Here is a 15,361-nt window from a genome sequence, read left to right on the forward strand (position 1 = left end):
ATTTCCAATGACGCTATTTATTTTATATATCTTCTATATAGTGAAATGCCTTTAATGGGGCTTATTATATGTATATACCTCAATAGACTATATATGGCGAATCTTTATATATTCTTTTCTTTTTATAGTGGATTGTACTGGAAACGTCTTAGATAGATATAGATTGTTAGTTTGTTATTTAATTTAAGGAGTAAATTAGATATGGTGAATAACTTAAAAACTTACGCAGTCCTGACCTTAGTGGTTATAGGGCTTGTGTTTCTGGGAATTGGTTGTACTGGTAATGAAAATAGTGAGGGGTCTTCTTCGGTTCAGGAAACCTCTTCTGAGGGAACTTCTGAAGCTGAAGCCCCTGCAGCTGAAGCACAGAGCATTTTTCTGAAAGGCTCGGACACAGTTCTCCCTCTTGCTCAAGCTGAAGCTGAAGAATTTATAATTGAGTATCCTGAGAAAAGTGTAACCGTTACCGGGGGCGGATCCGGGGTTGGGATTGCAGCTCTCATTGACGGAGAGGTGGATATTGCTACCGCATCCAGGGAGATGAAGGCTGAAGAAATCGAAGCTGCCGAAGCAAATGGCATCACTCCTGTGGAAACTACTATTGCTTATGATGGTATCACCGTAATTGTAAACCCTGAGAACTCTGTTACTGAACTCACTTTTGACCAGCTTCGCGGAATCTACAACGGGAGCATCAGCAACTGGAAAGATGTTGGCGGAGAGGATCATGATATTGTAGTTATTTCCAGGGACAGCAGTTCTGGAACTTATGAATACTTCAAGGAAGAAGTTTTACTCGAGGATGAGTACAGGCCTGATGCCCTTACCCAGCCGGCTACAGGCGGAATTGTTAGTGAGGTATCTCAGAATGCCAATGCTATCGGCTACATCGGAGTTGCATACCTCGATGACAGCGTGAAAGCCTTAAGCCTGGACGCCGGGGAAGGTTTTGTAGCTCCAAGTTCCGAAAACATCCTCAGCGGTGAATACCCGCTTGCGAGAGCTCTCTACTTCTACACCGACGGGGAACCCTCGGGTCTCACCAAAGAATTTGTAGACTTTGTGCTGAGCGAGACCGGGCAGAGCCTTGTGACCGAAGTCGGGTACTTCCCTGTAAGTCAGTAATTATACGGTAAGGTATATTCAAGGGAAAAATATGTTTAACAGGAATTATAAGGAAAAAACGATCGAGTCGGTGCTGTTCTCGGTAAGCGCCCTTACGGTCGTTATCCTTTTCCTTATATGCCTTTTTTTATTCAGGGACAGTTTACTTCTTTTTAAAGACACGTCCCTTATGGATTTTCTTACGGGAAAATTCTGGTACCCTACATCCGTGAACAGGCAGTTCGGGTTATTGCCTCTCTTTTTCGGTTCTCTTATTGTTACTGCCGGAGCAATCCTTTTTGCAGTACCTCTGGGGATTGCTTCTGCGATTTATATTTCTGAGATTGCACACCCGAAGGTTGCAGATGCTCTGAAACCCTTTATCGAGATCCTGGCAGGGATTCCTTCTGTCGTGTTCGGGTTCTTCGGGCTTGTAATTCTGGTTCCGGTAGTGCAGAAAATGTTTAACCTGCCTACTGGACAAACCGCTCTTACGGGTTCCATCATGCTTGGTATCATGGCGCTTCCCACTATAATTTCTATTTCGGAAGATGCCATAAGTTCGGTCCCCAGCACTCTCAAGCAGGGTTCGCTTGCTCTGGGAGCCACAAGATGGCAGACCATGTACAAGGTCATAGTCCCTGCAGCCATTTCCGGTATTTCAGCCGCCGTAATGCTCGGCATAGGAAGGGCCATAGGGGAGACGATGACTCTCATGATGGTTACCGGAAATACGGCAGTAATCCCGGCTTTTCCCGAAGGTATTCTGAGCCCTGTAAGGACGATGACTGCTACAATTGCACTTGAAATGGGGGAAGTGCCTCAGGGGAGTGCTCACTTCCATGCCCTTTTTGCGGTCGGAACAGTGCTTTTCATCATAACTTTCCTGATTAACCTGATTGCAGATTCGATCAAAAAACGATACAGGTTCAAGGTGGACTGACCATGGAACTAAATTCACAAGCAAATGAAAATGATCATAAATCTTTTCGGGTGCAGGGCGGACTGGGTCTGGGATTAAATGCAAGAACAAGTGAAAGAATCGCCTTTGTACTTCTTGGGCTTTCAGCAATGCTGGTAGCCGGGTTTGTGGTCATTATCCTTGCCTATATTGTTTACAACGGGTATAGTGCGATTAACGTTGAATTCCTTACCGAGATTCCCCGCATGAGAATGACTCAGGGAGGAATATATCCGGCAATTGTAGGCACTGTTCTCCTCATTATAGGCTCAATGGCTGTAGCTCTTCCCCTGGGGATTTTGGCTGCCGTCTACCTGAACGAATATGCAGGAGAAACACGCACTACCTGGCTTATAGAAATGGCAATTAACAACCTTGCAGGAACCCCCTCCGTGGTGTTCGGGCTTTTCGGGTTGGCTCTGTTTGTTAAGTACTTCGGTTTTGGTTCTTCAATACTGTCGGCTTCCCTCACTCTTTCTTTTCTGATTATCCCGGTGATTATCCGATCCAGCCAGGAAGCCCTGATTGCAGTGCCTAAAGAGTATCGGGAGTCCTCTCTCGCGCTTGGGATAAGCAAATGGCAGACCATAAGGCACGTAGTGCTTCCTGCAGCCATTCCGGGAATAGTAACCGGCTCCATCCTGAGCATCGGAAGGGTTGCAGGGGAAACGGCTCCCATTCTTCTTACGGGTGCCGCCTACTTCCTGCCGAGGCTGCCTGACTCTATATATTCCCAGTTCATGGCTCTTCCCTACCACCTCTTCGTGCTGGCGACCTCCGGGACGAGCATTGTTAAAACAAGGCCCCTTCAGTATGGGACTGCGCTTGTCCTGTTGATGATTGTGCTGGGCATGAATGCCATAGCGGTTTTGATCCGCAGGCATTACAGAAAAAAATTGCAAATCTGATCAAATCTTTGGTAATTTTTCAAGATTTATACGATAATTGAGGTCCATAAATGACTGAAGCTGTTCAAAACGTAGCTCAACCCCAGATTGAAGTAGAAAACCTGAATCTGTGGTATGGGGAAAAGCAGGCTCTTAAAAATATCTCTATGCAGATTCCCAAAAACAGCGTAACCGCTCTTATAGGGCCTTCAGGTTGCGGCAAATCCACTTTCATCCGCTGCCTGAACCGTATGAATGACCTTATCAAGAACTGCAGGATAGAAGGCAAAGTCTCAATTGAGGACGAGGATATTTATGAAAAAGGCGTGGATGTCGTTGAACTCCGTAAACGCGTAGGTATGGTTTTCCAGAAGCCCAACCCTTTTCCAATGTCGATTTATGACAATATTGCATACGGGCCGCGCATACATGGTGCGAATAAGAAAGACCTTGGCGGTATTGTTGAATTTGCTCTCCGTTCGGCTGCCCTCTGGAATGAAACCTCGGACCGGTTAAAGTCAACTGCGCTTTCCCTGAGTGGGGGGCAGCAGCAGAGGCTTTGCATTGCCCGGACCCTTGCAGTGAAACCGGAAATCATCCTTTTCGATGAACCGTGCAGTGCTCTCGACCCGATTTCGACGTCAAGGATCGAAGAACTCATCATGAACCTTAAAAAAGATTATACCATAGTAATCGTAACTCATAACATGCAGCAGGCAGCCAGAGTTTCGGACTATACCGGCTTTTTTCTTATGGGGGAATTGATTGAGTTCGGGAAGACGAGGCAGATTTTCCATAATCCTAAAGAGCAGAGTACTGAGGACTACATTACCGGCAGGTTCGGGTGATCGATAATGGCTCGAGAACGATATCTGGAACAGTTGGATCTGCTGAGGGAGTCCGTATCTTCCCTTGGAGAAATGGCTGAGTTTGTCTTCAGCGATTCTATGGATGCGGTTATAAATCTCGATATTGAGCTTGCTAAAAAGACGCTTGCTCTTGAGCCAAAAATGGACAGGCTTGAGGAAGGGATCGAGGTTTCAATTTGTGACCTGCTTGCGCTTCAGCAGCCCATGGCAAGCGACCTCCGACTTGTCGTATCAGCTCTCAAGATCGCAGCGGATCTCAGGAGGATTCTGGGGCTTTCGATCAATATTGCTAAAATCCCTGGTAAAATCGAAGGCGGACATGTTAAACCTCTCATAGATACCAGGAAAATGGCCTATATTGCGGGGGATATGCTTAAAAATTCCCTCAGGGCTTTCGAGACTCAGGATCCCGAACTTGCAAGAGCGACAGCTGCCAGGGACGATGAGGTTGACAAACTCTTTTACTCTGTCTGGGTGGAGTTAATAGAAATGATGGCTAAAGATACAGATATTATTTCCAAGGCCACCTATTTGCTCTTCCTGATCCGTTACCTGGAAAGGATTGCCGACCACTGCTGCAACATCTGCGAAAGCGTTGTCTACCTTACCACGGCTGAGCGTGTCAAACTAAACTAAATTGACTAAATTTAGCTAAAGTAAGTTAAACTAAGTTAATGCAAGTTAACGTGAGTTAATGCAAGTTAATGCAAGTTAACGTGAGTTAAAGTAAGCTAAAGTAAGTTAAACTAAGCTAAAATAGATTTGTACCTGTTGGCAGCCTTTGATAGGCTACAATTTTCCCTTCTTTTACCTGTTCAGAAGACTTTTCCTTACGTTTGCTTTTGCTTTTTCTTACTGCCTGGCTCTTAATTTCCGTTGATGTACATGTTTTAAGTACGTTTTGAGCATATAGACGCCCATGCCTGATATTCACATCAAAAACACGAGAATTTATTACAATAACTCTCTTCGGCCTGCTGAAATCCTTATTGAGAACGGCAAAATTACAAAAATCGGAAAGGATTTCAGGGTCTCAAGTTCGGATATGGTGATAGATGCAGAGGGTGCACTTACTCTGCCTGCCGGGATTGATGTACACGTCCACTTCAGGGAACCGGGCATGACCCTGAAGGAGAACTGGTACACGGGGTCCTGCGCTGCAGCTGCCGGGGGTATTGCCACTGTTATTGACCAGCCGAACACCATACCTCCCACAACCGACAGGCGCTCTTTTGAACAGAAACTCAAACTTGCCCGGAAAAAGTCCATTGTTGACTTCGGGATTAACGGGGGGGTTACCGGAAACATAGAAAAACTCCGGGAACTCTGGAGGCTGGGAGTTACGGCTTTCGGGGAGATCTTTATGGCTGAGTCCACAGGGGGGCTGAACATCAATGAAGAAACATTCGAAGAAGCTCTGGCTGAGATCAAAAAACTAGGAGCCCTTGCCACAATCCATGCCGAGGACGAAAAGATGCGCCTTGAACTGGAACAGCTGTTGAAAGGGGATGTTTCCTATGATTACCACTCAAAGGTGCGCCCAAACGCCTGTGAGGCTTCGGCTGTCCAGAGTGCTCTTGAACTCATTTCCAGGCTCCAGGTACGGGCACATTTCTGCCATCTGAGTACGCTTGAAGCCGTGGGAATGATCCGAAAAGAAAAATATCTTGCAAAAAGAGAGAACAAAAAGCCTCTTTTTACTTGCGAAGTCACCCCTCATCACCTGTTTCTCTCGGCAAAGGACTGGGAAAGGCTCAGGGCTTTTGGTAAAATGAACCCTCCCCTGCGGGGGAGCCACAGTATCAAAGCACTTGTAAACGGACTGAATGACGGGACTATTGACATGGTGGCGTCAGACCATGCTCCTCACCTTGAGTCTGAAAAAGACCTTGATATAAGGGCTGCTCCTTCCGGGGTACCCGGGGTTGAAACCCTAATGCCTCTCATGCTTGCCGCGGTTCGGAAAAATATCCTGCCCCTTTCGCAGATGATAATGGTTACAAGCTGGAACCCGGCAAAAGCTTTCGGGCTTGACCGCCTGGGTAAGGGCTGGCTTGAGGTAGGCTTTGATGCAGACCTTATGATTGTGGATCCGCGAAACCTTCAACCCATAAGGGCTGACATGCTGCACAGTAAGGCGGGCTGGACGCCTTTTGAAGGGATGGATGCGGTCTTCCCTGAGTATACACTCTCCCGGGGTGAGGTAATCTGGATGGAAGATTCCATTAATGCAAAACCCGGAAGGGGCGAGTTCCTTGAGGGCAGTGGAAAAAGGTCAGAAGAAGACGAAGAAGAAAACTCTGAAGAGACCGGATCGGATTGAGGTTCCGGAACTCTCCTTTTTTTAACTTTTTTCAGTAAAAGTCGATTGAATCCAGTTGCGAATGCAGCAGTTCTTGGTGCTTCTTTTCAAGGAATTTGTAGACTGCACCGTGGGTAGCCCCGTCAAGCAGCATTTTTACGGCTGTCCGTATTATGGTGTTCTGTTCGGGGTACCCGAGTATGGATACGGTTTTCCCGTACACGGAGATTTTGACATTTATCAGGCTTTCCGCAAGCTCTCGGGTTCGCCCGTTTCTGCCTATAATCCTGCCTTTTATCCGCTGGAGCTCTTTTGGGGTGCTGGCGATGTCAGAAAGGTCAATGACTTCAAGCATCAGCATGTCATCGTCAAGGATTTGAAGGGCTTTTTCGGGGCTGAAACCTCTTCCTATGGCTTTGAGGGTTTCAAGAATCCGGAATTCTTTTAATGGATCATCCTCGCAGGTAACATCTATTTTTCCGCTATCGCTTTCGATTTCCAGTTGACAGGTGGTTTTCTCCTCGATAAATTTCTTTGTTTCTCCTTTCGGACCGATAATTACTCCGATTCTTTCTTTGGGAATTTTGACATACTGGGTCATGTTGTATCAGCCTGTATTTTTGAAAGTAGTTCTTCAGGTTTGTCCATTATCCCATAACGGCCGAAGAACCTGAGTATATTTTGCACGTCTCTGTAGAGAAACTCTCTGGCATTAGGGTGTTCAAGAGTCACAGACTGCCCCATGTCGATGAAAATCGGGGTCGTATCTGCCGGATCAATGAGGATATTGTATTCGCTCAGGTCGGCATGTACGAGGTTTGCTTCTTTATAGAGAAGGCGCATATATTCAACGACTTTGTCATAAACAAGTTTTGCTTCATCATTTTTCAGGGGCGTGTTTTTCAACAGAGGATAGGGTGCTTTTTCTTCTCCCATAAACTCCATAATAAGAACGTTTTTCTCTGCAATAATCGGTTCAGGCACTCGCACTCCTGCGTCCTTTGCACGCTTCAGGTTCTGCAATTCTTTGCGTGTCCATGCAAAAATGATATCTCGTCTGTTATTTCGAATATTCGTAAAGCGAGGGTCTTTCATAATATATGTATCCATTGCCTTGAAAGTACTGCTGACAATTCGGTATATCTTTATTGCCAGTTCTCTTTCCTCGCCTTCTGCATAGAAGACATTCGCTTCCTTTCCAGTACTGATGGCTCCCCCCATCGCCTTTATTATGCCTTTGTTGGAAAGGGTATAAAGGATTTTAAGGGTGGGTACGTCGAATACATTTTCTTCCACCTTCAGCCTGTCGGAGTCTTTCTTCCTTGCCCGCGACTTGTCCCTCGCACTATCGATGCGCTTTATTTTTTCGTCCTGGTCCATTCCCATGTTACCCTTTCAGGTATCCTTTTCTCTCGAGCCAGTCTACCTGCGGCCTTGTGTATTTCCATATCACGTCTGCCTTTTCATTCTGGAACTCCCATGGCACTACAATGACAACGTCTCCTTCTCTAATCCAGGTCTTCTTTTTCATCGAACCGGGGATTCTCCCCATGCGGACGACTCCGTCCATACAGCGAAGCCTGAGGCGATTTGCACCAAGGAGGCTTTCAACGGTTGCCAGAATTTCGTTATTTTCCCTGCGCGGTGTGCGTACTCTTGTAAATGTTTCTTCTGTGCTGGGGGTGGCTCTTGATGTAGGTTTCTTTAAGTCTGCCAGTGTGATACCTCGTCATATTAGTTCAATTATTATTGTATCTTTTATTTTTATAGCCTTAAATATCCTATATCTCTTTTTTATTTTTATAGCCTTAAATATCCTATATCTCTTTTTTCGGTCTTTAAGGTTATTTGTCGTGCGACTTTCAACTTCCTGTTGTTATTTTAATGCTGCGCTTTTCTGCTTACTTTTTTGTCTCTTCTTACTATTATTTTTTTCTAAGTAATTGCCGGAGCGACAGGTATATATATCGGATGTGTCTTTTTATGTCTCACACGCAGAACAAGCGTGCTCCGCTCTCGAATTGTTAATTTAAGGGTGGAATTCAGGAACTGAAAAAAACAAAATTTCATTACATGTTATTTTTGTTTTTCTTTCGAATGTATCTTGGATGAAAAGCTTTATATATCTAAACTAATGTATATGTGTTTCCAGTCTCAGCATGAATCTTATTGTGCTGACTGGTTTTCTCATAGTTTTGCTGTTTGATATTTCGTTATGTCAAATGGGAAATAAATGATCTTAAATACTATGAGCGCACAAAAGCATATTCCCGTTCTAACATGGGTTCATTTACATGTTAGATGGTTTTTTCCATAGTGATCCTGTAAAGATATCTCCTTTTTGAGGAGCTAATCAATATCTTTAAATACTATGGATGCGTAATTACAACTTCCTGCATCATAGATGCAGTAATTACTAATCATGTAGTGGGGTCAGGAGTTCTTTCCTGTCTGACGAGGATTTGTCGGTTCGGTTAATTCTGGGTGATAGATGTTTTTCAAATATCTATCGCGAAAAATGAACTAACTGAATTGATGTTGTTAGTGCAAGTTTCTGCGACCAAGACCTTTAATTTTAAGTGTGCGATACCTTAACAATTCTGGTTGATCCTGCCAGAGGTTACTGCTATCGGTGTTCGCCTAAGCCATGCGAGTCATATGTTCTTTGTGAACATGGCGTACTGCTCAGTAACACGTGGATAACCTGCCCTTGGGTCCGGCATAACCCCGGGAAACTGGGGATAATACCGGATAACGCACATATGCTGGAATGCTTTCTGCGTAAAACGGATTCGTCTGCCCAAGGATGGGTCTGCGGCCTATCAGGTAGTAGTGGGTGTAACGTACCTACTAGCCGACAACGGGTACGGGTTGTGAGAGCAAGAGCCCGGAGATGGATTCTGAGACATGAATCCAGGCCCTACGGGGCGCAGCAGGCGCGAAAACTTTACAATGCGGGAAACCGTGATAAGGGGACACCGAGTGCCAGCATCATATGCTGGCTGTCCGGATGTGTAAAATACATCTGTTAGCAAGGGCCGGGCAAGACCGGTGCCAGCCGCCGCGGTAACACCGGCGGCCCGAGTGGTGATCGTGATTATTGGGTCTAAAGGGTCCGTAGCCGGTTTGGTCAGTCCTCCGGGAAATCTGACAGCTCAACTGTTAGGCTTTCGGGGGATACTGCCAGACTTGGAACCGGGAGAGGTAAGAGGTACTACAGGGGTAGGAGTGAAATCTTGTAATCCCTGTGGGACCACCTGTGGCGAAGGCGTCTTACCAGAACGGGTTCGACGGTGAGGGACGAAAGCTGGGGGCACGAACCGGATTAGATACCCGGGTAGTCCCAGCCGTAAACGATGCTCGCTAGGTGTCAGGCATGGCGCGACCGTGTCTGGTGCCGCAGGGAAGCCGTGAAGCGAGCCACCTGGGAAGTACGGCCGCAAGGCTGAAACTTAAAGGAATTGGCGGGGGAGCACAACAACGGGTGGAGCCTGCGGTTTAATTGGACTCAACGCCGGACAACTCACCGGGGACGACAGCAATATGTAGGCCAGGCCGAAGACCTTGCCTGAATCGCTGAGAGGAGGTGCATGGCCGTCGCCAGTTCGTACTGTGAAGCATCCTGTTAAGTCAGGCAACGAGCGAGACCCGTGCCCACTGTTACCAGCATGTCCTCCGGGACGATGGGTACTCTGTGGGGACCGCCGGTGTTAAATCGGAGGAAGGTGCGGGCCACGGTAGGTCAGTATGCCCCGAATTTCCCGGGCTACACGCGGGCTACAATGAATGGGACAATGGGTCCCTCCCCTGAAAAGGGCTGGTAATCTCACAAACCCATCCGTAGTTCGGATCGAGGGCTGTAACTCGCCCTCGTGAAGCTGGAATCCGTAGTAATCGCGTTTCAATATAGCGCGGTGAATACGTCCCTGCTCCTTGCACACACCGCCCGTCAAACCACCCGAGTGAGGTATGGGTGAGGGCACGGACTTCGTGCCGTGTTCGAACCTGAATTTTGCAAGGGGGGTTAAGTCGTAACAAGGTAGCCGTAGGGGAATCTGCGGCTGGATCACCTCCTAAGCCGAAAAAACACTATCACCCAGATGCCGATAAACCGATCAAATCCTCACCCCTATTAATTTTATAATCATCAAGTGCACCCGGAAAGTAGTTTTTCGGGGAAGGATGGATAGCCTGTGCTGAAGCTCAGGCATATGAAGTCGTGTATATGTGCTGTATACTGGACGCTTACTGGACCTGGTTAGGTAATTAGGAATTATGCTATCAGGTGGATGGCTCGGCTCAAGAGCTTATGAAGGACGTGCCAAGCTGCGATAAGCCCGGGGTAGGTGCATGGAGCCAATGAACCCGGGATTTCCGAATGGGACCTCTCCGTAGTGATCATTCATGATCGGGAACGCTCCGAATTGAAACATCTCAGTAGGAGCGGGAAAAGAAATCAATTGAGATGCCGTAAGTAACGGCGAGTGAAACCGGCACAGTTCAAACCGAATCCCTTCGGGGACATGTGGTGTTGTAGGGCTGTTCAAACGTCTGGCGGTAAAATCGAACTTGCCTGGAACGGCAGACCATAGAGTGTGACAGTCACTTAGATGTACGCCAAAAGACCGGAACATGTCCCTGAGTACCGTGCGTTGGATATCGTGCGTGAATCTGGGGGGCACCAACCTCCAAAACTAAATACTCCTTGAGACCGATAGCGAAATAGTAGGGTGACCGAACGCTGAAAAGTACCCCGAGAAGGGAGGTGCAAAGTGCCTGAAACCTGATAGTGATGGAACGATACGGCATGAAAGGATCTCTGGCATGAAGGAATCATTCGCGAGGATGTAGTACGAATGTCACTGCCAGTGTCGTATCTTACGTTTTGAAGAACGGGCCAGGGAGTGTATCTTGGTGGCAATGGCTAACCTTTTATCTGGGCAGCCGAAGCGAAAGCAACATGTGCGCAGCCTTTTGGCGAGGCACGACGTATACAAGTGCGTGGAGTCACCGGGGTACGACCCGAAGCCGGGTGATCTAGGCGTGGGCAGGTTGAAGCGTGGCGAAAGCTACGTGGAGGACCGTAAACGGTATTGATCTGCAAATCATTCGTGTGACCTGCGTCTCGTAGTGAAATGCTAATCTAACCCGGCATCCGCTGGTTCCTTCCGAAACATGTCGCAGCATGACCTGACTTGAGATCGTCGGTGGAGTAGAGCACTGATTGGCGATTCCGGGGGAGAAATCCCTCGCTCGCTTGTCAAACTCCAAACCCCCCGTCATCCTAGAAAGTCGGAGTCCGGACTGCTGGGGTAAGCTTGTAGTCCGTAAGGGAGACAACCCAGCCCGTGGTTAAGGTCCCCAAGTGTCGACTAAGTGTTAATACTAAAGGGCGTCCCAAGCCCCAGACAGCTGGAAGGTTAGCTTAGAAGCAGCTACCCTTCAAAGAGTGCGTAACAGCTCACCAGTCGAGGTTTGGGGCCCCGAAAATTGACGGGGCTCAAGTCGACCACCGATACCACGGAGTACCGCAAGGTAATCTCGTAGGAAGGCGTTGTGTTCGGGTCGAAGCAGGGCTGTGAAGTCCTGTGGACCGTTCACAAACGAAAATCCTGGTAATAGTAGCAGCAAAGCAGGGTGAGACTCCCTGCCGCCGAAGGGGCCAGGTTTCCTCGGCAATGTTCGTCAGCCGAGGGTTAGTCGGTCCTAAGACGTACCGTAATTCGAGTACGCCGAAAGGGAAACAGGTTAATATTCCTGTACCATTTAGCGTTTAGTCTGACGTCTCAGGGCAAGCCGAGCGGCGTCGTCGCGCCGTCTAAGCAGCGAACCCCGTGGAGAGCCGTAATGGCGAGAAGCGGGCGAATCTGTAATGGCACAAGTCGGCTTCACCCCGGGACCCGTGAAAAGGACAGCTAAATGTCCGTACCGAGAACTGACACAGGTGCCCCTAGCTGAAAAGGCTAAGGCGTGTCGGAGTAATTCAGTTAAGGGAATTCGGCAAATTAGCTCCGTAACTTCGGGATAAGGAGTGCCTGCTGTGTAGACAGCAGGTCGCAGTGACCAGGGGGCTCTAACTGTCTAATACCAACATAGGAGATTGCAAACCCGTAAGGGCTAGTACAATCTCTGAATCCTGCTCAGTGCAGGTACCTGAAACCCCGGTTCAACGGGAAGAAGGGCCTGTAAACAGCGGGGGTAACTATGACCCTCTTAAGGTAGCGTAGTACCTTGTCGCTTAATTGGCGACTTGCATGAATGGATCAATGAGAGCCCTACTGTCCCTAACTGGAGTCCGGTGAAGCTTACATTCTAGTGCACAGTCTAGAGACCTCTAGGGGGAAGTGAAGACCCCGTGGAGCTTTACTGCAGCCTGTCGTTGGGTTGTGGTTCTGGATGTACAGTGTAGGTAGGAGGCATCGAAGCGGGTGCGCCAGCATTCGTGGAGCCGTCCTTGGGACACTACCCTTCCGGGACTACGACCCTAACTCTGAGAAGAGGACCCCGATAGGTGGGCAGTTTGCCTGGGGCGGGACGCCCTTGAAAAGATATCAAGGGCGCGCAATGGTTGACTCAAGCGGGTCGGAAACTCGCTGAAGAGTGCAAGAGCATAAGTCAGCCTGACGTTATTCAGCATAGCAGTGGATGACGAGACGAAAGTCGGCTCTAGCGAACTTTTGAGCCTCCTTGGTGGGGGCCAAAAATGACAGAAAAGTTACCCCGGGGATAATTGAGTCGTTGCCGGCAAGAGTACATATCGACCCGGCAGCTTGCTACCTCGATGTCGGTTCTTTCCATCCTGGCCGTGCAGCAGCGGCCAAGGGTGAGGTTGTTCGCCTATTAAAGGAGATCGTGAGCTGGGTTTAGACCGTCGTGAGACAGGTCGGTTACTATCTACTAGAGGTGCCCGAGGTCTGCGGGTAAGCTGCTTTTAGTACGAGAGGAACCAAGCAGCGGCGCCACTGGTGTACCGGTTGTCTGACAAGGCATCGCCGGGCAGCTACGCGCTCAGGAATAAGAGCTGAATGCATCTAAGCTCGAACTCTGACCTAAAAAGAGACCTCTTTAAGGATTCCGGTAAAAGACCGGTTTGATAGAAACGGGATGTAAGCACCAAGGCAACGAGGTGTTCAGTCCGCGTTTACTAACCATTCGTTCCTTTCACTTAATTCAGGTCCAGGCGAAATCCCGTATGCAGCACAACTATACATGACTTTTCCATATCCCATTTATAGGTCGAGTTTGGCGGCCATAGCGGCAGGGTAACTCCTGTACCCATCCCGAACACAGCAGATAAGCCTGCCCCGCGTTCCTTACTGTACTGAAGTGTGCGAGCCTTCGGGAACTCTGGATCGCTGCCAAATTCACCCTATAATACTTTATTTTGAAATTGCTTTTTTTGAAAAGTTGATAATTGGTTTTTGAATTGCTCTTTCTCTAATGTTACTGATTTTACCAGGTACTCTTTCTCTAATGTTATTGATTTTACCTTGTATTTTTTTCTATTGTTTTTCCTAAGATTTTTGTATGTAATCTTTCTTCATTGGAGATATTTACCTGCTTCGTTACCTTTTCCGATTCATAAAAAACATTCCTATTTGAAGCAGATGTCCTTTTTGTAAGCAAAAAAAGAAAAGAAAGATCTCAGAGATTGTTCTTCCTGAAATCTTTTTTATTCAGCTTATACTATTGTTCGTTTTATCTCAGTATTAATACATCCATCCATCCTTTGATGAGTACTACCAATATAATTAGCGGGAGGACGGAGCGCACGTAAGGTTTGAGCCATTTCGGAAATTTGAAACCTGTACCTGTGTCAGCTTCTTCTATAAAGCTGTTCCAACCCCAGCCGGGTCTTCTGGTGCAGAAGAGCACAAAAACGAGAGCTCCTATTGGAAGAAGATTATTGCTCAGGATGAAGTCTTCAAGGTCCAGAACCATAGTGCCTTCCCCAAGGGGTGCAAAGCCACTCAAGGGGCCAAAACCAAGAACACATGGAAGAGAGAAAATAAAGATGCCAATCCCGTTTCTTAGAGCAGCTTTTTTCCGTTCCCATCCCCACTCGTCAATCGTGAAGGCCATAATGTTTTCGAATACTGCAATAACGGTTGTCATCGCAGCAAATGTCAGAAACATGAAAAAGAGGATTCCCCATAATTGGCCTCCTATCATCTGGTTAAATATGTTCGGGAGGGTTACGAAAACAAGTCCGGGTCCAGATCCTGCGTCCACACCGAAAGCGAAAGCTGTAGGGAAAATCACCAGCCCTGCAAGGAGTGCAATCAAAGTATCAAGCGCCATGACGTCCAGGGCTTCTCCTGTAAGGGAGCGTTCCTTTCCTATGTAACTACCAAAAATTGCCATACTTCCTATCCCGAGGCTCAAAGTGAAGAACGCCTGTCCCATTGCAGCATATACGCCTTCCCAATTAAAATTTGAAAAATCCGGTTTAAGGTAGAAATTCAGGCCTGCAGACGCCCCGGGTAAGGTCACAGCTTTGAAGACGAGTATTAAAAGCATGAGGAACATGCCGGACATCATGAATTTGCTTATTCTTTCAACACCTGCTTGGAGCCCGAGGGAACACACGAAGAAACCGAGGATTACCACCAGAGCCATCCAGAAGATCAGTTCTCCGGTATTTCCAAGGAACATTCCGAAAGCAGTTCCTATTTCTTCCGGGGAAAGTCCGTTGAAAGCACCTGTAAGTTCTTTATAAAAATAGGCAAGACCCCACCCAGCTACAGTTGTGTAAAACATCATCAGGATAACATTTCCTATGATCCCGAGGTATCCGAAGACATGCCATTTACTATTTACAGGTTCCAGGGCTCTCATGGACCCTGCGATATTGAGGTGTCCAGCCCTACCAATTGCGAATTCCATTACCATTATCGGAAGGCCGAGTAAGAGCAAAAATGCCAGGTAGACCAGGACAAAAGCTGCTCCTCCATATTTCCCGGTTATAAATGGAAAACGCCAGACGTTTCCCAATCCAATTGCACACCCGGCTGAAATAAGTAGGAAGCCTATCCTGCTTGCGAATTGCTCTCTTTCAACCTTTTTCTTTTTTGACATTTTTCTCCCTAATTTTTCTCATTATATTCTTCTTAATCTATCTCTCCATTTCAGACTCTGAGGGTTCTCAGTGATAAATTTCCGTTTGTTTAGTTATTTGCGATACGGTATTCCAACTTTCACGTTTTCCTAATCCAGTACATAATCCTACATAAATTGA

Annotated in this window: 10 protein-coding genes and 3 rRNA genes; 9 read left to right on the plus strand and 4 right to left on the minus strand. The window is 47.3% G+C overall.

Annotated features, from left to right (window positions below; genetic code table 11):
* The first annotated feature begins 201 nt into the window (after nt 1–201).
* From MA_RS04620 to MA_RS04645, 6 genes are all read left to right on the plus strand, one after another.
* Nucleotides 202–1,125, plus strand: a complete 924-nt coding sequence (locus MA_RS04620; protein ID WP_048064991.1) for a phosphate ABC transporter substrate-binding protein — start codon at nt 202–204, stop codon at nt 1,123–1,125.
* Between the two features lie 31 nt (nt 1,126–1,156).
* Nucleotides 1,157–2,047, plus strand: coding sequence for a phosphate ABC transporter permease subunit PstC (gene pstC, locus MA_RS04625; RefSeq protein WP_011020932.1), 891 nt, complete (start codon nt 1,157–1,159; stop codon nt 2,045–2,047).
* Between the two features lie 2 nt (nt 2,048–2,049).
* Nucleotides 2,050–2,973 (plus strand): phosphate ABC transporter permease PstA, encoded by a 924-nt coding sequence (gene pstA / locus MA_RS04630; protein WP_011020933.1) that lies wholly within the window; start codon nt 2,050–2,052, stop codon nt 2,971–2,973.
* 50 nt (nt 2,974–3,023) lie between these two features.
* Nucleotides 3,024–3,800 (plus strand): phosphate ABC transporter ATP-binding protein PstB, encoded by a 777-nt coding sequence (pstB, locus tag MA_RS04635; protein ID WP_011020934.1) that lies wholly within the window; start codon nt 3,024–3,026, stop codon nt 3,798–3,800.
* Between the two features lie 6 nt (nt 3,801–3,806).
* Nucleotides 3,807–4,457 carry a phosphate signaling complex protein PhoU gene (gene phoU, locus MA_RS04640; RefSeq protein ID WP_011020935.1) on the plus strand — a complete coding sequence of 217 codons (651 nt, stop codon included), beginning with the start codon at nt 3,807–3,809 and terminating at the stop codon, nt 4,455–4,457.
* 283 nt (nt 4,458–4,740) lie between these two features.
* The gene (locus MA_RS04645) at nt 4,741–6,144 is read left to right on the plus strand and encodes a dihydroorotase (RefSeq protein ID WP_011020936.1); all 1,404 of its coding nucleotides are present in this window, start codon (nt 4,741–4,743) and stop codon (nt 6,142–6,144) included.
* Between the two features lie 31 nt (nt 6,145–6,175).
* Here the strand turns inward: MA_RS04645 and MA_RS04650 are convergent, their stop codons facing one another.
* The 3 genes from MA_RS04650 to eif1A are packed head-to-tail and all read right to left on the minus strand — an operon-like array spanning nt 6,176 to nt 7,840.
* Nucleotides 6,176–6,724, minus strand: coding sequence for a KH domain-containing protein (locus MA_RS04650; RefSeq protein ID WP_011020937.1), 549 nt, complete (start codon nt 6,722–6,724; stop codon nt 6,176–6,178).
* On the minus strand, nt 6,721–7,509 hold the full coding sequence (locus MA_RS04655; RefSeq protein ID WP_011020938.1) for a serine protein kinase RIO: 789 nt from the start codon (nt 7,507–7,509) through the stop codon (nt 6,721–6,723). Before MA_RS04655 ends, MA_RS04650 begins: the two co-directional genes overlap by 4 nt.
* A 1-nt stretch (nt 7,510) precedes the next feature.
* Nucleotides 7,511–7,840 carry a translation initiation factor eIF-1A gene (eif1A, locus tag MA_RS04660; protein ID WP_048064992.1) on the minus strand — a complete coding sequence of 110 codons (330 nt, stop codon included), beginning with the start codon at nt 7,838–7,840 and terminating at the stop codon, nt 7,511–7,513.
* 880 nt (nt 7,841–8,720) lie between these two features.
* Here eif1A and MA_RS04665 point away from each other — a divergent pair.
* From MA_RS04665 to rrf, 3 genes are all read left to right on the plus strand, one after another.
* A 16S ribosomal RNA gene (locus MA_RS04665) occupies nt 8,721–10,198 on the plus strand.
* Between the two features lie 189 nt (nt 10,199–10,387).
* Nucleotides 10,388–13,291, plus strand: a 23S ribosomal RNA gene (locus MA_RS04670).
* 73 nt (nt 13,292–13,364) lie between these two features.
* Nucleotides 13,365–13,487 (plus strand): 5S ribosomal RNA (gene rrf / locus MA_RS04675).
* Together the 16S, 23S and 5S rRNA genes form the textbook arrangement of a ribosomal RNA operon.
* A gap of 334 nt (nt 13,488–13,821) precedes the next feature.
* Here rrf and MA_RS04680 read toward each other — a convergent pair.
* Nucleotides 13,822–15,201 (minus strand): sodium-dependent transporter, encoded by a 1,380-nt coding sequence (locus MA_RS04680; protein WP_011020940.1) that lies wholly within the window; start codon nt 15,199–15,201, stop codon nt 13,822–13,824.
* Between the last annotated feature and the right edge of the window lie 160 nt (nt 15,202–15,361).

The organism is Methanosarcina acetivorans C2A, from assembly GCF_000007345.1.
Taxonomy (GTDB): domain Archaea; phylum Halobacteriota; class Methanosarcinia; order Methanosarcinales; family Methanosarcinaceae; genus Methanosarcina; species Methanosarcina acetivorans.

Bases quoted from the DNA above. Each gene is read 5' to 3' on its own strand.
- MA_RS04620 (WP_048064991.1), top strand. From the start codon at position 202: ATGGTGAATAACTTAAAAACTTACGCAGTCCTGACCTTAGTGGTTATA.
- pstC (WP_011020932.1), top strand. From the start codon at position 1,157: ATGTTTAACAGGAATTATAAGGAAAAAACGATCGAGTCGGTGCTGTTC.
- pstA (WP_011020933.1), top strand. From the start codon at position 2,050: ATGGAACTAAATTCACAAGCAAATGAAAATGATCATAAATCTTTTCGG.
- pstB (WP_011020934.1), top strand. From the start codon at position 3,024: ATGACTGAAGCTGTTCAAAACGTAGCTCAACCCCAGATTGAAGTAGAA.
- phoU (WP_011020935.1), top strand. From the start codon at position 3,807: ATGGCTCGAGAACGATATCTGGAACAGTTGGATCTGCTGAGGGAGTCC.
- MA_RS04645 (WP_011020936.1), top strand. From the start codon at position 4,741: ATGCCTGATATTCACATCAAAAACACGAGAATTTATTACAATAACTCT.
- MA_RS04650 (WP_011020937.1), bottom strand. From the start codon at position 6,724: ATGACCCAGTATGTCAAAATTCCCAAAGAAAGAATCGGAGTAATTATC.
- MA_RS04655 (WP_011020938.1), bottom strand. From the start codon at position 7,509: ATGGGAATGGACCAGGACGAAAAAATAAAGCGCATCGATAGTGCGAGG.
- MA_RS04680 (WP_011020940.1), bottom strand. From the start codon at position 15,201: ATGTCAAAAAAGAAAAAGGTTGAAAGAGAGCAATTCGCAAGCAGGATA.